This window comes from Mesorhizobium sp. M8A.F.Ca.ET.208.01.1.1, from assembly GCF_004791315.1.
Taxonomy (GTDB): domain Bacteria; phylum Pseudomonadota; class Alphaproteobacteria; order Rhizobiales; family Rhizobiaceae; genus Mesorhizobium.
Map to the genome: position 1 here is coordinate 379961 of NZ_SRUT01000005.1, position 21353 is coordinate 401313.

Consider the following 21353-nt stretch of genomic DNA (forward strand, 5'->3'; position numbering starts at 1 on the left):
ACCCATCTCGTTGAGGATGCGGCGCCCACGCGCTCGCGAACGAAGAGTTATTGTCATGATACGCACCGTCAAGTCCGCCCGAGGCAGTGTCGCAGACGATGGTCAGCCGGCAGTCACTGCGACGGTTCAGGCCTTGCTGGCCCAGGTCGAGAAGGGCGGCGACAAGGCGGTGCGCGAATTATCCGTCCGCTTCGACAAGTTTGACAGGGATGACTATCGCCTGACCAAGGCCGAGATCGACGGATGCATCAACGCGTTGACCAAGCGCGAACGCGAGGATCTCGATTTCGCGCAGGACCAGGTTCGCAGGTTCGCCGAAGCCCAGCGCGCGACCCTTCTCGATCTGGAGATCGAAACGCTGCCGGGAGTCGTTCTGGGTCACAAGAACGTCCCGATCCAGAATGTCGGATGCTATGTCCCGGGCGGCAAATATCCGCTGCTTGCGTCGGCCCACATGACCGTCTTGACCGCCCGAGTGGCTGGCTGCGAGCGCGTCATCACTTGCGCCCCTCCGTTTCAGGGCAAGATCGCCGAGAAGATTGTCGCCGCCCAGGCCCTCGCCGGTGCGGACGAAATCTACTGCCTAGGCGGCGTCCAGGCGATCGCCGCCATGGCCTACGGCACCGAGACGATCGCTCCCGTCGATATTCTGGCCGGCCCGGGCAATGCCTACGTGGCAGAAGCCAAACGGCTGCTGTTCGGCAAGGTCGGCATCGACCTTTTCGCCGGTCCGACCGAGACGCTGGTGATTGCCGACGACAGTGCCGACGGTGAGATCGTGGCCACGGATCTGCTTGGCCAGGCGGAGCATGGCGTCAACTCGCCTGCCTTGCTGATCACCAATTCCGAAAAACTTGCCCGCGACACGCTGGATGAAATCGAGCGTTTGCTGAAAATCCTGCCGACCGCGGCTGTCGCGGCCAAGGCCTGGGAGGATTTCGGCGAGATCATCCTGTGCGATACGATCGACGAGATGGTGGCCGAGGCCGATCGCATCGCCTCGGAGCATGTCCAGGTCATGACACGTGATCCGGACTACTTCCTTGAGAAGATGAAGAACTACGGCGCTCTGTTTCTGGGTGCCCGCACGAACGTGTCGTTTGGCGACAAGGTCATCGGCACCAACCATACGCTGCCCACCAACAAGGCCGCGCGCTACACCGGCGGACTCTGGGTCGGCAAGTTCCTCAAGACCTGCACCTATCAGCGCATCCTGACCGACGAGGCCTCGGCCCTGATCGGTGAGTACGGCTCGCGTCTGTGCCTGATGGAAGGGTTCGCGGGGCATGCCGAACAAGCCAACATCCGGGTCCGCCGCTACGGCAGAAAGAACGTCGGCTACGCCATGCCGGCTGATCCAAGCTGACTCCAACCCGCCCGATAACAGCGAAAATGCGACCGGGCATTTCAAACCTCAACAGGGGAATAACGATGACCAAACTCAAGAGAATGCTGCTCGCCGCCGCGCTGGGAATGCCCATTGCGGGTCAGGCAATGGCACAGACCAAAATCGAAGGCCTGCATGTCTGGACGTCGGCCAGCGAGGTCGGGGCCCTGAAGGTGATTACCGACAAGCTCAAGACCATGGGCTTCGAATGGCAGGATAGCGCGGTCGGCGGCGCCAACGGCGCCAATGCCCAGCAGGCACTGCGCACTCGTGTCGCCGCCGGCAATCCGCCTGCGGTGATGCAGTTCCTCGGCTTCGAAGGACTGGGCTGGGCCAAGGAAGGCGTGCTGCGTTCGCTGAATGCCCTGTATGCCAAGAACAACTGGAAAGCCGCCCTTCCGCCGGTGATGCTGCAATTCCTGCAGCAGGATGACACCTTCTTCTCGACCCCAATCAACATGCATCGCCAGAACTGGGTTTGGGCGAACAAGGCCGTCTTCGACAAGGCCGGAATCGCCATTCCCACAACCTGGGACGAGCTTATTGCCAGTGCCGAAAAGCTGAAGGCGATTGGCGTTACGCCGATCGCAATGAGCGACGAGAGCTGGCAGATCGAAGAGCTGTTCGAGTCCATGCTCATCGACGTGAACGGCCCGGATTTCTACAAGAAAGCCGCTATCGATCTCGATGAAACGGCGCTGTCCAGCCCGGAGATGATCAAGACGTTTGAACTGCTGGGCAAGGTGCGTGGTTTGCATGACGCCGGCTTCACCGGCCGTGACTGGGCGGCTGCGACCAATCTGGTCGCCAACGGCCAGGCAGGCATGCAGATCATGGGCGACTGGGCGAAGGGCGAATTCCTTGCCAAGGGGATGAAGCCGGGTGTCGATTTCCTTTGCTTCCCGACACCGACCGCAACGCCGAACTACAAGTTCGTGTTCGATACTTTCGGCGGCTTCAAGATCAAAAATGCCGATATCGAAAAAGGGCAGGACGCGGTCGCCGAAGCGATCATGGACCCCGAGGTTCAGAAGAAGTTCAATCTGATCAAGGGCTCGATCCCGGCTCGTCTCGATGTGGCGATGGACGATTTTGACGACTGCGCCAAGCGCAGCTTTTCGGACCGCGTCGCTGCCATAAAGAACAACGCCATCTACGGATCGCTCACCGACGGCTTTGCCGTCGAGCCCCGGTTCTCCGGCGTGTTCCAGGACGTCGTCGGAAAGTTTTTCGTCACCGATATGAGCGCGGAAGACGCGGTCAAATCCCTGGTCGACGGGATCAACAACGCACGTTGAGGCGTGCGTTCGCTGCCGGGGCAATGCCTCCCATGAGGTCCCGGCAGCGCTTCCTCGCAGCTCCATTGACCCAACCTGAGGGCAAGCCGATGAGCAGATCCACCCCTTTGTCGAACCGTATCGAGAATTGGTTGCCACGGCTGGTGTTGGCGCCCAGCCTCTTGGTTGTGCTGGTTGCGGTCTACCTGTTCATCTGCTGGACGGGTTGGATTTCGCTCTCGTCTTCCATGATCGTGCCGAAATACGATTTCGTCGGCCTGAACCAGTATGTCCGTCTGTGGTCGACGCCGCGCTGGCACACGGCGGTGTTCAACCTGTTCGTCTTTTCAACACTGTTCCTGGCACTGACAACCGGCCTCGGACTGTTGATGGCAATCCTTCTCGATCAGAAGATCCGCGTTGAAGGCACATTGCGGGCGATTTTTCTCTATCCGATGGCGCTGTCCTTCATCGTCACCGGCACGGCCTGGAAGTGGATTCTCAACCCCGCTCTGGGCGTGCAGAAAGTGGTCAATGATTTGGGCTGGACCAGCTTCGTGTTTGACTGGATCGCACAACCGACCTTCGCGATCTATTGCGTGGTGATTGCCGCTGTATGGCAATCGACCGGCTTCGCCATGGCGATCTTTCTGGCGGGCCTGCGCGGCATCGACAATTCGGTCATCAAGGCCGCCCAGATCGAGGGTGCAAGCCTGCCGCGGATCTACCGGACCATCGTCGTGCCGATGCTGCGCCCCGCCTTCCTGAGCGTGATCGTCCTGCTCAGCTATATCGCAATCAAGAGCTTCGATCTCATTCTGGCGCTAACCAACACCGGCCCCGGTTCCGCGACCGAAATGCCTTCCACCTTCATGTACTCCGCCACCTTCCGGCGTGACCAGATGGGCGTCGGTGCAGCCAGTGCGATGATGATGCTGATGACCGTCGCCGCGATCATCGTTCCGTATCTCTATTCAGAGCTGAAGGAGACCCGCGATGGCCACTAATACCGCGTCCTTGGCCACCAATCCCGCGCCTTTGGCTACTAAAGCCGCATCCTTCCGTCGGCAGCATCGAATCGGTCGTGCCGTCATCTACGGCAGCCTGTTCTTCATGGCCGCGTTCTACCTGATGCCGCTGTGGGTGATGATCACCACTTCGGTGAAGCATCTGGACGAGATCTATGCCGGCTCTTTTATCGGTCTGCCGCAGCAAATCACCTTCGACGCCTGGCGCACCGCCTGGTCGGAGGCATGCAACGGGACCGCCTGCAAAGGACTGAAACCCTATTTCATCAACTCGCTGCTGTTGACGATCCCGGCCGTGATCATGTCGACCGGCATCGGCGCGATCAACGGCTACGTCATTACCAAATGGCGGTTTCCCGGCTCAAACGTGATTTTCGGGCTGCTGTTGTTCGGTTGCTTCCTGCCTTTTCAAGCCGTGATTCTTCCCATGGCGCAAACTTTGGGAATCCTTGGTCTCGCCGGGTCTCTGCCGGGGCTCGTTCTGGTCCACACGGTCTACGGCATCGCGTTCACGACACTCTTCTTCCGCAACTATTTCGTCAGCATTCCCGATGAACTTGTCAGGGCGGCGAAGATCGACGGTGCCGGCTTCATCAGGATCTTCGTATCGATCATGCTGCCGGCGGCCCTGCCGATCATCGTCGTGTCCTGCATCTGGCAGTTCACCCAGATCTGGAACGACTACCTGTTTGGTGCCTCATTCACCGCCGGTGAGAATGCCCCCATCACCGTAGCCCTCAACAACATCGTCAACGTCTCGATGGGGCGCAAGGAATACAACGTCGACATGGCTGCCGCCATGATCGCCGCGCTGCCGACCCTTTTTGTCTACGTCGTCGCTGGACGATATTTCGTGCGCGGCCTTACCGCCGGCGCCGTGAAAGGCTGATGCTATGTCAACTCTTGAAATCGATCGTGCCCGCAAGCTCTATGGTGACCTCGAAGTTCTGAAAGAGGTCAGCATCTCCATCGGAACCGGTGACTTCCTGGTACTGCTCGGCCCTTCGGGCTGCGGCAAGTCCACCCTGCTCAACATGATCGCGGGCCTGGAAGAGATATCGGGCGGAGAAATCCGTATCGCCGGCAAGGTCGTCAACGACCTCTCGCCGAAAGACCGGGATATCGCGATGGTGTTCCAGTCCTACGCGCTGTACCCCACGATGACCGTGCGCCAGAACATCGAGTTCGGCATGAAGATACGCGGAGTGTCGCAGGCCGAGCGGGATAAAGCCGTGAAGACCGCGGCCGACCTGCTCCAGATGACACATCTTTTGGAGAGGAAGCCGTCGCAACTGTCCGGTGGCCAGCGACAGCGTGTAGCGATGGGTCGCGCGATCGTGCGTCAACCCAAGCTGTTCTTGTTCGACGAACCTCTCTCCAACCTGGACGCCAAGTTACGCGTCGACATGCGCACGGAGATCAAGCGTCTCCACGCACGATTGGGAACAACCATCGTATACGTCACCCACGACCAGATCGAGGCCATGACGCTCGCAACGCGCGTCGCCGTGATGAAGGACGGCGTGGTCCAGCACCTCGACGATCCGCAGTCGGTCTACGACCGGCCGGCAAACGTGTACGTGGCCAAGTTCGTTGGCTCGCCATCGATGAACATCATTCCGGCGAAGCTCGAGGTGAAAGAAGGTCGCGCGGTGGCTGTGATCGACATCCCTGGAGCGGCGCCAACTCAACTCGCCGGAATTCCGGTCTCATCGCAGGCGGCTGCCAAATACGCCGGGCGCAGTGTCCTTGTCGGGATCCGTCCTGAACTTTTCAGCGTCGCCGGCGCGCAGTCTGCGGAAAAGTTGTCAGTAAACATCGACGTTGTCGAGCCCACCGGACCCGACACGCTTGCCCTGTTCCAGGCAGGCGGCGTCGAGGTCACGGCGCGCGTGCCACCACGGGCCGTCGCAGCCCGCACGCCCGCGACCCTCGCTGTCGAAACTGCCAAGATCGTGCTGTTCGATGCTGAGACCGAACAACGAATAGATTGAGGCGCCGACTTGGATCAGACAGCAGATATCGTCATCATCGGGTCAGGGATCGGAGGCGCGTCCCTGGCCTACAGCCTTGCCGATAGCGGCAGGCGCATCGTAATCCTGGAACGTGGCGAGCACCTTCGGGATACCCCCGAGGCGCGCGACGACAAAGCGATATTCCTCAAGGGATTTTACCGATCGAGCGAAGAGTGGGTTGGGACCGACGGCGAGGCCTTCCTTCCGGGCAATTATTACTATGTCGGCGGTAATTCCAAGTTCTTTGGCGCGGTCTTGTACCGCTACAGACTGGAAGATTTCTCGCCTCGCCCTCACATGGATGGCGCCTCGCCAGGGTGGCCAATCACCTATAACGAACTCGAGCCGTGGTACGAGCGGGCCGAGACGATCTTCAAGGTGCGCGGCGATGCCTCACAGGATCCGACCGAGCCGCCGCGCTCAAGCCCCTACCGCTTTCCCCCGGTGCAGGACGAGCCGGCCATCGCCGCTGTGCGCGCTCGCCTGAACAAGGCAGGCGTTCATCCATCCAGTCTTCCTCTGGCCATTGACATCGATGAATGGCTTCGCCGCGCCAAGACCGGATGGGATGCGTTTCCCAATACCGGATCCGGCAAGATCGATGCCGAGGCCGGCCCGCTGGCGGCGGCGCTCAAGCATGGCAACGTCAGCCTCTTGACTGGGGCCAATGTCTTGCGCCTGGAGACTGATCCGGCCGGTCAGCAGGTGATTGCCGCGGTGTTTGTGAAGGATGGCGTTGAGCAGCGCATCAGCGCTGGCGTTTTCGCCGTTGCGGCCGGCGCCGTCCAGACCGCGGCGCTGCTGTTGCGGTCTGCCAATGCCGCGCACCGGCGCGGGCTGGCCAACGGCTCCGACCAACTCGGCCGCAATTTCATGAACCACAACACCACCGCCATGCTGGCGATCGATCCGCTATCCGCTAATACATCGGTTTATCAGAAGACGCTTGCGTTCAACGACTTCTACAATGCCGATCCGGAGACCGGATTTCCGCTGGGAAACGTCCAGTTGCTTGGACACATTACGGGAAACATCCTGAAGGCCAACGCACCATTGCTGCCGCGCTGGCTGGCCGGACTGATTGCCCGCAATTGCTATGGCTGGTTCCTGACCAGCGAGGACCTGCCCAATCCCGACAGCCGCGTCACGGTCAGCAACGGCCGCATCGTCATGCATTGGGTGCGCAGCAACATGCGGGCGCACGAGACCCTCATCCGCAAGACGCGTCACATCATGCGCACGGCTGGCTTCCCGATCGTGCTCACCCGAACCTTCGGCAGGAAGACGACCTCGCATCAGTGCGGCACCGCCAGACTTGGAAACGATCCGCAGACGTCGGTCGTGTCCACGGATTGCCGTTCGCACGAAATCTCAAACCTCTATGTAACCGATGCTTCGGTGCTGCCTACATCGGCGGCTGTGAATCCCGCACTGACCGTCGCGGCCCTCGCCATCAAGGCTGGCGCCGCAATAAGGCAGAGGTGAAGGGTCACCTGCGGCCGTCGGACCGACGGTCGTCCAGAGGAAAGCGCTGAGGCGGTGCGTCGTGCCGGGATTTTGTGCTGAGAGAGGTAGCAATCATGTTTGTCGAACGCATCGAATCCGATCTGATCGGACCGCTCGCTATCCCTGGCAATGTGCTCTACGGCGTGCACACCCGTCGGGCGGAACAGAACTTTGATGTATCCGGGCTGCGCCTGAGGGATTTCCCCGAGCTCATCCAGTCGATGGCCATGGTGAAAAAGGCCGCCGGCCTGGCGAACATGGAACTCGGCCTGCTTTCGCCCGAAAAGACAGAGGCCATATCGGACGCCTGTGACGAACTGATCGGACTCCGTGCGATCGAAGAGAATTTCCCCGTGGATATGATGCAGGGCGGAGCCGGCACGTCCACGAACATGAACGTCAACGAAGTTGTGACGAACCTGGCCTTGATCAAGCTCGGCGCAGCCGTTGGCGACTATACAAGACTCCACCCCAACGACGACGTAAACCTCTCCCAGTCGACCAACGATGTGTATCCGACCGCGATCCGCCTCACGGTTTTGCGAGCCTGCGAGGGGCTGGTATCCGCACAGGTCGGTTTGCGTGAGGCCTTCCGCGCGAAAGCGCTGCAGCACGCAAATGCTCTGAAGGTGGGCAGAACTCAGCTTCAGGATGCCGTTCCGATGACAGTCGGGCAGGAGTTCGGGGCCTTTGCCGAACTGATCGACGAGGACATCATCCAGCTTCAATCGGCATCGAGGTTGTTGCTGGAAATCAACCTGGGCGGATCGGCGATCGGCACGTCGATCAACGTGCCCCGCGAGTTCCCCGGCATCGCTTGCCGTCATCTGTCGCAGATATCCGGGATCCAGCTTATCGCCGCTCGCAACTTCATCGAGGCAACGTCCGACACCGGCGGTTTTGTGTCCTTTTCAGGCATGCTCAAGCGCATTGCGGTCAAGCTGACCAAGATCTGCAACGATCTGCGCCTGCTCAGCAGCGGACCGCTCGGCGGCCTCGGGGAGATACGTTTGCCTCCGGTACAGGCCGGCTCTTCCATCATGCCCGGCAAGATCAACCCGGTCATTCCGGAGATGATGAATCAGCTCAGTTTCCAGGTCATTGGGAATGATCTTGCCGTGACGCTCGCCGCGAGCGCCGGGCAGCTCCAGTTGAATGCGATGGAGCCGGTGATCGTCTTGAACATCCTGCAATCCATGCGGTTGTTGACGAGGGGAATGCGGATCTTCAAAGAGCGCTGCGTCGACGGGATCGAAGTCGACGAGGATCGTTGCAAAGCCTTGCTGGACCAATCCCTAGCCTTGGCCACGCCATTGGCGAAGCTCATCGGCTACAGCAAGGCGGCCGAACTGTCGAAGCGGGCTTTGGCGGGCAAGAGAAATTTGCGCCAGCTCGTTGAAGACGAGGGTGTTCTGCTGCCTGAACAAATTGAGCAGATATTCGGTAACAGTGCCGAGTTCGCGGGTCTCTCGAACGCCGCCTCGGCTTGAAGCGCAATCGGCCTCGCTGCGATAAACGATAGAGAAGGAAAAGGCCGGCGCCCTGCGCGTCGGGTGGCGGTCAGACAATCATCGACTCTTGTTCGACTGTGTTGCCTGATGTTTCGGTGAGTGATATCGTTGTTTGGCAGGTGTAAAATACGAGTCGCTTCACCCATTGTCGAGGTTTCCCGTTCGGGCATTGGGGCAGCGGGACCGCTTCAGCACTGAATATCTCTGATTGAGCGCTTGCTGACTTAGGCAACGGCCAATTTTGCTGGCTTCTGCCCATGCGCTCATTCGGAGTTGGCTCGTTGACAGAACCATCACAAAACCTGACCGAGAAAGTGCGTTTCGATGCTGTTGATCGGACTATGGCGATCTTGCGCGTCCTGGAGAAGGCGGAAGCGCCAATGTCTCTATCCGCGATTGCCAGGGAGGTTGACCTCGGTAAACCAACGACGTTGCGATATCTGGCAAGCCTGGCCGGCCATGGGGTTATCGAGCGTGTCGACGGAAACGGCTACACCTTGGGTATCGACCTGTTCATGCTGGGACAGAAAGCGTTGCACCGCCGTGACATTCGCGCCGTGGCTCGCCCTTATCTGCAGAAATTGTATGAACACTTCAATGAAACCATAAACCTGGCACTGCTGGTCCGCCAGGAAGTCGTGGTCGTCGACAGTATCGAGACAACACAGATGCTGAGGCAGGGCGGGGCGGTTGGTTCAGTGAATCCCTGGCATGCGTCATCCCTGTCCAAAAGCATATTGGCGTGGCTCGATCGCGACGAGGCCAACCGGTTGCTTCAGCGGTGCAGTTTTGACCGTTACACGCCGCGGACATTGACCAGCGCAGCCAAGGTCCTGGCCGAATTGCCGGAGATCGTCGAACTTGGTTACGCCGTGGACAATGAAGAGGCCACGATAGGCAGCAGGTGTGTCGGGGCAGCGATATTCGATGCCTCGGGTCGACCGATCGGAGCAATTAGCATCTCCGGTCCGACGACCCGCGTTGTTGACGATGCGATCCCGTCCGTGGGGGCCCATCTGGTCGAGGTTACTGCGCAACTGTCGCGAGCAATTGGATTCCCCGGCAGAAGGGATTCCCGCGTCGGCGCTTGAGAATCGGACGCCATCGCTAGCGGAAAAATCGCGTACTGTAGAGAGGCGGGATCGTCTACCTCGAGAGTGAGACGACCCGCCCAGAAAATCTTCTTATCGCAGTCCGGCGACCCTGAGAGCGTCGTCGATGGCCGCTTTATCAGTTTCGCCAATCCGGTCCAGCGGACGGATGGGCGTCCCGACATCCCGGCCAAGCATGCCGATCGCGTACTTTATGCGGGTGGGAAAATTGGTTGCCTGACTGACTTCGCGGCAAATCGGGCCGATGGCTTTGGTCAACTGCATCGCTTTTGCGATATTGCCGTCCTTGAACGCCCGATAGATATCGACGTTCTGCTTCGGCAATACCGCGTGAACGCCGCAGATCGAAGCCTCCGCGCCCATCACATAGCCGGCAAGTGTGATCGGGTCATAGCCGGCAGCTATAGTCACGTGATCGCCGACAGTCTGCACAAGCTCCCCTATGTTCTGGAATACACACTTGATTGCAATGACTTCAGGCAGGCGAGCAATCGTCTTCAAGAGATCGACGGAATAATTGAAGTGGTCGTAAAAGACGATTGGCAACTCGGATGCGGCAGCCACATCTGTGATAAATGCAAGCGCCGATTCGTCTGTCATGCCGTTGTAAGTCGGTGGGCAGAGTAGCAACGCGGCGGCGCCTGCCTCTTTCGCAAGCAGAGACCGGTGAATGGCGTCCTTGGTCGTATCGGGGATGATGCCGGCGATGACGCGCAGATTGCTCTTGGTCGTCGCGGTGCGGATCAAGCTCGCCAGCTCCTCGGCGTTCAGCTCGTTGCCGGATCCGGTGCTGCCGCCAATGATGATTACCCTGATGCCGGATGCTTCCATGAACGAAAGTTCGCGTTCAAAGCATTCGAAATCGATTGTCTCATCGCGGTTAAACGGCGTGACGATCGGTGTAATGACGCCTCTGACTTCTTCGCGCCTTAGTGCTTCAACCATTTGCATTTCCTGCTGAGAGGGATCGTTGTGAAACCAGCGGACCGCTCGGCCCCGGCGTCGATGATGTGCTCGGGCGGCCGCCGATGTTTCATTCAATGAAACTGTATATTGACTAGCGCAAAATCGCTCTGCCGTAGAGCCTTTGTCAAGAAGAATTTCGATGAGTGATTCTGCTGGAAATCCTTCGCTGTCGCAGTGGCTGCGCCTTTGTGCATCACATAGCGTCAGTTTCCTGCCGAGTGCGCAATTGCTGGCACTGTTCCGTTGTATGAACCTCTATACCGGTGAGCGGAAAACCTACATGGCGAGCTTACCGGGGCAGGCGCGGGACGCAGGTTGCAAGCGCTCTGTACTCATCGCAATTCGGAGATAGTTGGGGAGAGGAAATGCGTAGTCGGACTCTGTTACTGGGCGCCGCCATATGCGGCATGATGTCTGCCACGGCCCAAGCGGAAGAAAAGTCCATTGAGGTCATTCACCATTGGGTGTCCGACAGCGAAGTGGCCGCGGTCAATACGATCAAGCAGGAGCTGGAAAAGCGCGGTGTCATCTGGAAGGACGCCGCTATAGGTGGAGCAAATGGTGTCAATGCGGAGCAATCGCTCCGCGCACGAATCGTCGCCGGCAACCCACCGGGCGCGATGCAGATGCTGGGCTACGACGCCTCGACCTGGGCCAAGGAAGGCGTTCTGCGGGACCTGACCGATTTGGAAACCGCGAATGGCGGCGCTGACTTGATCCCGCCCGACTATAAGCGTCTTGCGGCGCCCGACGGCAAGTGGGTCGAGGTGCCGATCAATCTGCATCGTTCCAACTGGATCTGGGCAAACAAGAAGGCGTTCGACGCCGCGGGTATAGGCATTCCGAAAACCTGGGACGAGCTTATCGCGTCGGGCGAAAAGTTGCGCAAGGCGGGTATCATCCCTCTGGCAGCCAGCGACGAGGCATGGCAGGTCGCCAAAATCTTCGACAGCCTTATCATCGATTTGAATGGACCCGAGTTTTACACGCGGGTCGCGCTCAAGGTTGACGACAAGGCCATTCGCAGCCCGGAAATGGTCAAGGTTTTCGAAAAGCTGCGCCAGGTAAGGGGTCTCGTCGATGACAATTTTGTCGGCCGTGACTGGGCTGTTGCGAGTGAAATGGTGGCGAGCGGTAAAGCCGGCATGCAGATCATGGGGGATTGGGCGAAGGGCGAGTTTCTCGCAAAGAACCTGAAGCCCGGCGTGGACTTCCTGTGTTTCCCGACCCCCACGTCAACGCCGAATTTCCTTTGGGCGATGGACTCGTTCAGCATGTTCGAGACCACCGATCCGAACCTTCGGGCCGCGCAGGACAAACTGGTCAAGGTGATCCTCGATCCGGAAGTGCAGATAAAGTTCAACTTGATCAAGGGGTCGATCCCGCCTCGGCTCGGTGTCGACATGTCGAAGTTTGACGACTGCGCCAAGCAGGCCGCAGCGGACCTCAAGACGGCGATCGACAACAAATCGTTCCTCGGCACCCTGTCTGGCGGCTATGCCGCCGAACCTCAATTCGCTGCGATTTTCAAGGAAGTTGCAGGGAAGTTCTTCGTGTCGGACATGAGCGCGCAAGATGCGGTGACGCTTCTCGCTGACGAAATCGATAACGCTCGTTAGGCGTGATTGACAACGACCGGAAGGCCGCCGATGGCCTTCCGGCTGGCGTTCTGCTTGAACCTGAATTGGCCGGGCAATTCGAGGAATGACATGGTTCGAAGGACGGATATCAAGCGATACTTCGCCGCCCAGTTGCCAAAAATCATTCTGGCTCCGAGCGGATTGATTATACTCGTAATTACGTACGGATTCATCGCGTGGACTGCAAGTATTTCGCTTAGTTCATCCAGGGTGATGCCGATATACGATTTTGTGGGTCTGGAGCAGTTCATCCGTCTTTGGTCGACCCCGCGGTGGTACATAGCCGTCAAGAACTTGTTTATCTTCTCGGCACTTTACCTGTCGATCGCGACTTTCTTTGGCCTTTTCATCGCCATTCTCCTCGATCAGCGAATTCGGGCGGAAGGCTTTCTCAGAACCGTCTTCCTCTATCCGATGGCGCTGTCATTCATCGTTTCCGGCGTCGCCTGGAAATGGGTCTTGAACCCCGGTCTCGGCATCCAGAATGTGGTTCGGAGCTGGGGCTGGACCTCCTTCACATTCGATTGGCTGGTGAATCCCAACTACGCCCTCTACACCGTCGTCATTGCCGCGGTATGGCAGTCGTCCGGCTTCGCGATGGCCATTTTTCTCGCCGGCCTGAGGGGGATCGACAATTCGATCATAAAAGCCGCTCAGATGGAGGGCGCTTCTCAGGTCCGCATCTATGTCAGCGTCGTCGTGCCGATGCTTCGACCGGCGTTTCTCAGCGTCGTCGTCCTGCTTGGCCAGATCGCCATCAAGACGTTCGACCTCACATTCGCCCTGACGAATGGCGGGCCGGGCGGGGCAACCGAGATGCCGTCGATGTTCATGTTTTCCGCGACGTTCGAAAGAAACCAGATGGCAGTCGGCGCGGCGAGCGCGATGATGATGCTGGCCGCGGTGGTGGCGATTATCGTTCCGTATCTTTACACCGAACTTCGGAAGCCAGCCAATGATCATTAAGATGCGCAAATTCGAGCGCTACGGCGGCAGGCTGTTGGTCTATGGCTGCCTGGCTTTCCTGGCTACGCTCTACCTGGTGCCGCTCTGGGTCATGTTGATTACGTCGTTCAAGCCACTGGATGAAATCTATTCCGGCTCGCTTATCGGCCTCCCAAAGCAATTCACGTTCGAAGCGTGGTCGAAAGCCTGGAGCACGGCTTGTATCGGCACCAACTGTGTCGGCCTTTCGCCCTTCTTTCTGAACTCGCTGATCATTACTGTCCCGGCGGTTTTCGTGTCCACGGCCATCGGCGCCATCAATGGCTACACGCTGGCCAAGTGGAAATTCCGCGGATCAGACCTTTTCTTCGCCTTCATGTTGTTTGGGTGCTTCCTTCCGCTGCAAGCGGTCCTGCTGCCTATTGCACGAGTGCTCGGCATGTTGCATTTGTCGGGGTCCACCGCGGGCCTCATACTGGTTCACACGGTCTATGGTATCGCATTCACGACAATGTTTTTCAGGAACTACTTTGTCTCGTTCCCTGATGAGTTGACCAAGGCGGCTTTGGTCGACGGCGCTGGCTTCTTCAGGATATTCTTCAGCATTGCCCTGCCTACGGCCATTCCTATCGCCGTTGTGTGCTGCATCTGGCAGTTCACGTCGATATGGAACGATTTCCTGTTTGGCGTATCGTTTTCCGCCGGTGGAAGTTCACCGATCACTGTTGCATTGAACAACGTCGTGAACGTAACCCTTGGGCGCAAGCAGTATAACGTGGACATGGCGGCGGCACTGATAGCCGCGCTTCCGACGCTGATCGTCTATGTCCTGTCCGGAAGGTACTTCGTCCGGGGCCTGACGGCCGGCGCGGTCAAAGGATAATCGCGCCGCCAACAGCCAGCCTGCGATCTCTCCAACCGGTCAAATGAGCCAGCACAGGCATACTCAGTCGATGGGATTTCCAATGTCAGTGTCGAAGCAGCCGCTGCCGACTGCCTTTGTCCAAGAGATCGCAAAGCTGCTTGTCGACCGCTTCACCACCAACACGGCGCTCAGGCAGCAGCACTGCGGTGGAGAGGGGTTCCACGCGGTTGAAGCACCAGACGCCGTCTGCTTTGCCGAGAGCGAAGCGGAGGTCGCGGCGATCCTCAAGAACGCCAATGCCCATCGCGTAGCGGTCATTCCCTTCGGAGCCGGAACGTCGTTGGAAGGCCATTTGAGCGCCGTCCACGGCGGAGTAAGCCTAGATGTCAGCCGCATGAATCGAATACTTGCTGTGCATCCCGACGATCTGGACGTGGTCATCGAACCTGGCGTTACGCGACAGGCGCTTGATAGGCATCTGAAGGATCTGGGGCTGTTTTTCCCCATCGATCCCGGCGCGGAGGCAACGATTGGCGGGATGGCAGCTACGCGTGCGTCCGGCACCAATGCCGTGCGCTATGGAACGATCCGCGAGAACGTACTGTCCTTGCGTGTGGTATTGCCCGATGGGCGGGTCATCAAGACGGGGAGCCGGGCTCGGAAATCGTCGACAGGCTACGACCTGACCAAGCTTTTCATCGGCTCGGAAGGCACTCTCGGCATCATCACGCAACTCACCATCCGCGTGCATGGCGTCCCAGAGGAGACGGTTGCGGCCGTGTGCGGCTATCCATCTTTAAAGGCCGCGGTCGATACGGTCACTCAAATAATTCAGCTGGGCTTGCCGATTGCGCGAGCGGAGTTGATGGACGAGCCGGCCATGCGGGCATGCGTCGAGTACTTCAAGCTCGATTATGAAATACGGCCTACCTTGTTTTTCGAATTCGCCGGCGCGTCCCAAGCCATTGCCGAACAGATAGCCACTGTCGGGGCGATATCCACGGAAATGGGCGGAGGCGAGTTTCGCTGGGCCAGGGATCAGGAGAGCCGGGCTGCGCTGTGGCGCGCGCGCCATCGCATGCACAATGCCTTGTTGGCCAGCCGGCCCGGCGCGAAAGTGATGCCGACGGATGCTTGTGTGCCGATCTCCCGCCTGACCGAATGTGTCGTGGAAACCAAGGCCGACATCGAAACGGCCCCGTTCTTCGTGTGTCTGAACGGACATGCGGGAGACGGGAACTTCCACCTTGGTCTGGTGATCGATCCGGATAGCCAGGAAGAATACGAGATCGCGAGCGGCATCAGTTCCCGCTTGGCCTATCGCGCCCTGGCAATGGAAGGGACCTGCTCCGGGGAACATGGCATAGGATTGGGCAAACTCAGATACATGGAAGCCGAACATGGGCCAGCCCTGGACATCATGCGCGCTATCAAGGGTCTTTTTGACCCGAACGGCATCATGAATCCCGGCAAACTCATTCCCGGGTTGGCTCCGCGGGGCTCCAGGACGTCCTGACCTTGCTGACGCGATGTAAAGCCACAGGCGCTTAGGTGCGGGAGGGCTGCATTTCGGCCATTAACTGCGGGGACTTCAAGAGAACCAAGCCTGTAGCTCCCGGCACGGCATTAAATTCCGGTTCGCGCTCGCTCCCTGTAAGGTGGCAATCCGCGAATGCTCGCGAAACCGCCTTGATGAATGACGTCAGACGCCGATCGCTAGGACCCGAACTGACAGCTACATTTTCGAGCCATGGCGGCGATTGAGCGGGACGAAGCCCCGCAATTCAGAAGCGGTTGGCGACACGGACGAAAGCCGTTCCGGCAAACAGAAACATCCCGGCCAGCAGCAGATAGATGTTGGCCAAGGAGGTCGCCTCGGCGAGGACCCCGAAGCTGGGCGCCGCGGCCAAGGCAACGATGTAACCCGTCGCGAAGACGACCACTATGTTCGACGCATCGCCGCGTCGTCCCGCCATGCTCAACAAAGTGGGGAAGATATTCGACACGCCGATGCCCAACAGGACAAATCCGAACAGCGCCACAGGCACGATCTTGGCAAAGGCGACAATCGAGAGGCCGACAATCACGAGGCCTGTCGAGATTGCAAGAAGTTGCTTTTCACCCATGAACGTCCTGGCGCGATCGCCAGCCAGCCGGCAGATTGCCATGGAGCTTGCGAACGCCGCGTAGCCAAGTCCCGAGAAGCTGAAATCGAGCGCGAAATGGCCAGTGAGGTAGAGGGGGCCCCAGTCACGGACCGCAGCGTCTGTCGACATACACGCACCGGCGAGCAGGCCTGCAACAACAAGCAGCCACTTTGGGCTGATTGGCCAGGCTGTCGCAGCGCCGTCACTGGGCCTTGCGGCAAGAAGCTTGCTCTGGTTCGCCAGGAAAAGAATAGAAAGCAATGCCGCGGCTATTAGCGCGCCCAACGAACTCCCCGCAAATTTGACAAGCAGGCCACCCGAGGCAGCACCTGTAAGTCCGCCAAGGCTCCACATGGCGTGGAATGTGGACATGAGGGCCTTTTGTGATGCACGCTCTGCCTCGACCGCCTGCGCGTTCATGGCGACGTCCATGAAATTGCCGGCAAGTCCCAGCATCAGCAGGACCAGGGGGAACAGAGCTGGGACATTCGTGAACGAGGCCAGCACGACCGTCGCCAGCAGAAGCGGCGCCGACACCCGAACCACTTGTTTGCTGCCGAAACGAGCGATGAGCGACCGGCTCGCCAGCATTGCGAAGAGTGATCCCACGACAATCATGAACAGCGACCAGCCGAATTGACTGTCTGGTATTGAGAGACGCGCCTTGATTGTCGGCACAAGTGAAGACCAGGTACCGAAGATGCAGCCATGTAGGAAGAAGATGGAAAAGATCGCCGTGCGGCTCTTGCGGTCGTTTATTGAGGCCCAAGCAGGTTGGTCTGCGAAGCGCTTCGGAATTTCTAACACGGCTTCGTCTCCGGTAGCGCCTCGCGCCTCGGTCAATGCCACCCGACGGTATGTCGGGCTCAGGCCAACGCATTCCGACTGCCCGCCTCATCTATGAGGGTGGAACTTTTGGATACACGCTGAGAACGCCTGCATGCATCACGTGCTGGTCCGCTCAGCGCACTTATATTTACATCTGGGTGGCCACAGCACGATTTCGCAGCCAGAGCTTTGCATGCGCGATTTGAAGCACGGGAAACGTCATTTCGAGAATATGAGCTCGAGGGATGTCATTAGATATTGTTTTATTGCCGCCCTTCAACGGCATGCGAGCACGGCGAAACGCACCTTCACCAGGTATAGGATTGTAACGGGAATCCTTGGTTTCGCGCATTTCTGATGCTGCCCGAAATGATCTGAGTTCTTCGCCATGGCCGATCGAGCCGACCTGCTGGTGGTTCCGACGCCGCCTTCGCTGTCGAGGTATGCCAGTGGAGATCACCCAAGATGCGCTTTGCAAGGATGATGATCGACGTCCTGCCGAAAACCTGAATTCGAAGCTGCTATTGGAGAGACGAGCTACAAAGTCAGCGAACCGTCATCTCCGGAACCGAAGCGTAGCCGTCCTCGATTTTGGCGATCAACAGCGGCAATTCGTGGCCGAGGAAATCGAGAAAGGCGCGGACGGCTGGCACAAGGCCGCGCCTGGACGGGAATATGGCGTGGAGCTGATGCGCCGGCAACGAATGGTCGGGCAACAGCCTGACCAGCCGGCCTGTACGGACGGCATCTCCACAGAGATTGCGTGGCAATTGAGCAATGCCCATTCCCGCCAGAGCCGCCTGGCCGAGCATATTGATGTCATCGGTAGCGAGCGCCGGTACATATTCGACGTCGAAGGCCTGGCCGTCAGGCGCAGTAAGGTGCCATAGATTCCGTTCGCCCCTCACCCCGGCCGGACCAAGTCCTCTTTGCAGGTGCATGGAACGGGGTGCGTCGAAGGGACCGTGAGATGCGACAAATTCAGGACCCGCCACGAGCCACTGCTCACTGATCCCCAACCGCCTGATCATCAATTGGGAATCCTCGACCGTCGAGCGGACTCGCAACGCGATGTCATAACCTTCCGCGATAAGATCGACGCGCCGGTTTGTCAGATCGAGGTCCAGTCTCACGGCCGGATGAGCCCGCATGAATTTCCAAAGCACTGGCGCGATGAAAACGTGGGCAAGCCCCACAGGGCAACTTACCCGCAGGCGGCCTGCCGGCGTCTCACCGGCCTGCTCGGCGATCTCGAAAGCCATGCGGGCGGCATTGATCATTTCATTGCAGTGCTTGAGGAATTCCTGCCCCACGGAGGTGAGATTGACCGAGCGGGTCGATCGCTGCAGCAGCCGAACGCCGAGGCGGGCCTCCAGTGCTGCTATGCGCCGGCTGACGCGCGATTTGGGAATGCCGAGGGCAAGCGCCGCCGACGAAAAGCTACCGTGACGCGCGACAGCAGCAAACACGGTCAGTTCGTTGAGGTCATCCACGGGGATTTCCGGCCCTTGATTGTCTCACCAGTAGAACAATCTGTGCTATTTGACTCACTGGTGCAACACCGATGCGCCGGCATAGGTATGGCTCAACACGTGAACGGAGCCAAATGCCATGCAAATTCTTCATCTCGACTCAAGCATCCAGGGCGTGGGGTCCGCTTCCCGCACGCTGACGAAAGCTGTGGTGGCGAACCTGCTCAATCAGCATCCGGGCGCGGCGGTGACCTATCACGACCTCGTCGAAGACGCCGTTCCCCATCTGGACGGGCCCATCGGGGCAGGGTTTCGCCCGCTTGCCTTCCATGTATTCGATGAGGCGACGCGCCGGGAACATGCCCGTTCGGAGGCGCTTGTAAGCGAGTTGATGGCAAGCGATGTGATTGTCGTCGGGGCTCCGATGTACAACTTCTCGGTCGCCAGCCAGCTCAAGGCGTGGCTCGATCGCGTCATCCAGCCCGGCAAGACCTTCCGCTATACCGAGAATGGTCCGATCGGACTTGCCAGCGGCAAGAAGGTGGTGATCGTTTCGACGCGCGGAGGTTCTTATCTTTCCGGTCCGCTGGCCTCCATGGACTTCCAGGAGAACTATCTCAAAACGGCTTTCGGCTTCATCGGCATCAAGGACCTCGATTTCATCCGGGCGGAAAACATGTCGCGCGGCGACGATGCCCGCGCCCACTCCATGAGCGGTGCTCTTGAGGCCGTTTCCCCGCTGGTTGCCAGCATGGCAGCTTGATTTCGTCGGTTTCGCCGGCAAGCTGTTCTCCGACGAACTGGAGGCGATCGACATGGGCCCTGTCGACGCCATGCGTTCGGTCGGAGCAAGCCCGCTTCAGGTGTTCCGGTACGCCGTCATCCCGCAGATCCGCGTGGCCTTCACCGGCATCGCCATCTACACCTGGGACGTCGCCTTCCGTGCCGCGACAGTGGTCGGCTTCTTCGGTGGCAGTGGCATGGGCTGGTACTTGAAGCGCACCACGCAGCAGATGGAGAGTACGCGCGTCGCCGCGATCTTGTTGGTGATTGTCGGGCTCGTGCTGCTGGCCGAAATCGGCTCAGGGTGGCTGCGTAAGAAGATCAACAGGATGCGTTGAGTCCGGAGTTTCAGCACTCAGATGAACACTGCCGCCGAGGCCGAGCGTTGCGAAACGAAGCCTCTCGTTAGGGCAAGCTTAGGGTGTCATTTCGCGCCCAGCTGGAACCGACCCCGGAAGGCAGACCTGTTCGATGTGCTGGTCGCGATCATGAGGGAGGCCCGCGCGGCCGATGAGCCGTGCTGTCACGGAAATGCGCGCCCTGACGGTAACGACCGCCAACGACGCTCGCGACGGTCCGGTCGGCTTCGAGAGCGCCGCGCAAGTTCGCCGCCTGTGACAAAGACATCAATACCTTATTACCAACCTCTCTCCGCACTCTGGGGGAGACTCGAAGTCGGACTGCTGGCGAAGCTCGACGACCGCAGTCCATAAGTGATAGAGCGAACTCGAGGGGAATTCTCGCGGCAATGCATTTGCCGCAGAGATCGAAATTGTCGCGCCACGTTCCTGGCGGCGTGTGCGAAAGATAAACGTCCTGCAATACGGGTGCGACCATGTCTGCCGCTCCGAGATAGCGGTGCTCTCCAGTGGCCTTGAAGCGCGTTACCAGCGCTTTGAGGAATTCGGCCTGGAGCCAGAGTCGGCGACAGCGCGCCAGGGATTCGCCGGCTTCGGAAACCTCGTCAACCAACAGAATACCCCCTGCGCCGCCAATTCGCCGCGCGGTGTCAAGCAGCTGTTGCTCCATTGCATCGGTCTGTACTCCGAAAGCGTCGGAATATCGATGCAATAGCCAGGTCCACTCGCACATATGGCCGGGATCCAGCCTTTCGGATTGGAGTTTTGGGCCTCTTTCCCAAGCCGGCCCGAAGAATTCACACAAGGGACCCGCGCCCCGATTGTAAAACTGTTCGAGGAACAGCGTATAGAGCCCGTCCAGGCGGCGGCGATGCGAAGCGTCCCGCGTTTTCGTTGCAAGCACCAGGCAGGCTTCGAACAGATGCATATGTGGATTTTGCCGCCGGGGCAACGTCCCATGCTCGTCCTCGGCCCAGCCGCCCGCCGGATCGGCGAGAGTCGTGTCGATGGCCGTGAGCAAAATTTCGATCTGCTTGCGATAGGCGATGCGGTCCGTGGCTGCGAAAAGGGCGGCGAGCGCTAATAGCACGCAGGCATTGTCGTAAAGGTCGCGGGTCTCGTCCACAGCCGAGCGGGCGACGCGATCAATCGTTCTGGCATAACCCGGCCGAGAGCCGCCGATCCAGGCCGCAGAATGAAGATTGGCGGCATCGCGCCGCGGGGCTGGACGTCGTTCGATCCTGGGCCGCCAACAGACACCTGGACAATCTTAGGCAGATGTCGTGACAGCGCAGATTTTGGCTGTGGGTTGCGTCGAACCGGCCGACCCCGCTCTCTCGCCTTTTTTGCGGTGGATCAAAGCGTGCGCGATCCAGCGCTACTACTGATGTCACGAACAGCAGTTATCGCAAGTCCTTAGGTGCCGGTGGCCGGTTGACTGTGAACCAAACAGCGCGGGAAGCGTTTGTGTCCATTCACTGCAGATCGATGGCACAGGCGCATGTCGCGGTA

Annotated in this window: 17 protein-coding genes and 1 pseudogene; 14 read left to right on the forward strand and 4 right to left on the reverse strand. The window is 59.2% G+C overall.

All coding sequences use genetic code 11. The features are described from left to right. Positions 1-55: 55 nt before the first annotated feature. From hisD to EN851_RS23790, 8 genes are all read left to right on the forward strand, one after another. A complete protein-coding gene (gene hisD, locus EN851_RS23755) occupies positions 56-1366 on the forward strand; it encodes a histidinol dehydrogenase (protein ID WP_127870959.1) in 1311 nt (436 codons plus the stop codon). Between the two features lie 65 nt (positions 1367-1431). Further along, complete coding sequence (locus EN851_RS23760; RefSeq protein ID WP_189521920.1) at positions 1432-2685, forward strand: ABC transporter substrate-binding protein; 1254 nt, start codon at positions 1432-1434, stop codon at positions 2683-2685. A gap of 89 nt (positions 2686-2774) precedes the next feature. Then, on the forward strand, positions 2775-3671 hold the full coding sequence (locus EN851_RS23765; protein ID WP_127870960.1) for a sugar ABC transporter permease: 897 nt from the start codon (positions 2775-2777) through the stop codon (positions 3669-3671). Further along, positions 3661-4581 carry a carbohydrate ABC transporter permease gene (locus EN851_RS23770; RefSeq protein ID WP_245511668.1) on the forward strand — a complete coding sequence of 307 codons (921 nt, stop codon included), beginning with the start codon at positions 3661-3663 and terminating at the stop codon, positions 4579-4581. Before EN851_RS23765 ends, EN851_RS23770 begins: the two co-directional genes overlap by 11 nt. Before the next feature lie 4 nt (positions 4582-4585). Continuing rightward, a complete protein-coding gene (gene ugpC / locus EN851_RS23775; RefSeq protein WP_127870961.1) occupies positions 4586-5686 on the forward strand; it encodes a sn-glycerol-3-phosphate ABC transporter ATP-binding protein UgpC in 1101 nt (366 codons plus the stop codon). A 9-nt stretch (positions 5687-5695) separates the two neighbouring features. Further along, positions 5696-7192 carry a GMC family oxidoreductase gene (locus EN851_RS23780; RefSeq protein ID WP_135930083.1) on the forward strand — a complete coding sequence of 499 codons (1497 nt, stop codon included), beginning with the start codon at positions 5696-5698 and terminating at the stop codon, positions 7190-7192. Positions 7193-7287: 95 nt separating this feature from the next. Next, positions 7288-8703, forward strand: coding sequence for an aspartate ammonia-lyase (locus EN851_RS23785; RefSeq protein WP_135930084.1), 1416 nt, complete (start codon positions 7288-7290; stop codon positions 8701-8703). A 302-nt stretch (positions 8704-9005) separates the two neighbouring features. Next, entirely contained in the window at positions 9006-9815 is an 810-nt protein-coding gene (locus EN851_RS23790; RefSeq protein ID WP_245520797.1) for an IclR family transcriptional regulator, read from the forward strand. Between the two features lie 93 nt (positions 9816-9908). Here EN851_RS23790 and EN851_RS23795 read toward each other — a convergent pair whose 3' ends face one another. Then, the gene (locus tag EN851_RS23795) at positions 9909-10781 is read right to left on the reverse strand and encodes a dihydrodipicolinate synthase family protein (protein ID WP_189521921.1); all 873 of its coding nucleotides are present in this window, start codon (positions 10779-10781) and stop codon (positions 9909-9911) included. 386 nt (positions 10782-11167) lie between these two features. Here EN851_RS23795 and EN851_RS23800 point away from each other — a divergent pair, with 386 nt between their 5' ends. The 4 genes from EN851_RS23800 (at position 11168) to EN851_RS23815 (ending at position 15768) form a co-directional block, all read left to right on the forward strand. Beyond that, entirely contained in the window at positions 11168-12421 is a 1254-nt protein-coding gene (locus tag EN851_RS23800) for an ABC transporter substrate-binding protein (protein WP_135930087.1), read from the forward strand. Positions 12422-12511: 90 nt separating this feature from the next. Beyond that, the gene (locus tag EN851_RS23805) at positions 12512-13408 is read left to right on the forward strand and encodes a sugar ABC transporter permease (RefSeq protein WP_135920543.1); all 897 of its coding nucleotides are present in this window, start codon (positions 12512-12514) and stop codon (positions 13406-13408) included. Further along, entirely contained in the window at positions 13398-14270 is an 873-nt protein-coding gene (locus EN851_RS23810; protein ID WP_135930088.1) for a carbohydrate ABC transporter permease, read from the forward strand. The genes EN851_RS23805 and EN851_RS23810 overlap by 11 nt, the downstream gene beginning before the upstream one ends. An 82-nt stretch (positions 14271-14352) precedes the next feature. Further along, positions 14353-15768, forward strand: a complete 1416-nt coding sequence (locus EN851_RS23815; RefSeq protein WP_210234937.1) for an FAD-linked oxidase C-terminal domain-containing protein — start codon at positions 14353-14355, stop codon at positions 15766-15768. A gap of 268 nt (positions 15769-16036) precedes the next feature. On the opposite strand, the gene EN851_RS23820 is transcribed toward EN851_RS23815, so the two are convergent. Both EN851_RS23820 and EN851_RS23825 read right to left on the reverse strand, forming a co-directional pair. Continuing rightward, entirely contained in the window at positions 16037-17206 is a 1170-nt protein-coding gene (locus EN851_RS23820; protein WP_189521922.1) for an MFS transporter, read from the reverse strand. 566 nt (positions 17207-17772) lie between these two features. Beyond that, positions 17773-18720, reverse strand: a complete 948-nt coding sequence (locus EN851_RS23825; protein WP_135930090.1) for a LysR family transcriptional regulator — start codon at positions 18718-18720, stop codon at positions 17773-17775. A 118-nt stretch (positions 18721-18838) separates the two neighbouring features. On the opposite strand from EN851_RS23825, the gene EN851_RS23830 reads away from it, so the two are divergent. Both EN851_RS23830 and EN851_RS23835 read left to right on the forward strand, forming a co-directional pair. Beyond that, complete coding sequence (locus EN851_RS23830; RefSeq protein WP_135930091.1) at positions 18839-19462, forward strand: FMN-dependent NADH-azoreductase; 624 nt, start codon at positions 18839-18841, stop codon at positions 19460-19462. After that, on the forward strand, positions 19443-19820 hold the full coding sequence (locus EN851_RS23835) for an ABC transporter permease subunit (protein ID WP_210234938.1): 378 nt from the start codon (positions 19443-19445) through the stop codon (positions 19818-19820). The genes EN851_RS23830 and EN851_RS23835 overlap by 20 nt, the downstream gene beginning before the upstream one ends. A 418-nt stretch (positions 19821-20238) precedes the next feature. Here EN851_RS23835 and EN851_RS23840 read toward each other — a convergent pair. Further along, positions 20239-21081, reverse strand: a pseudogene (locus EN851_RS23840) (AGE family epimerase/isomerase); the annotation flags it as partial. Positions 21082-21353: the final 272 nt, after the last annotated feature.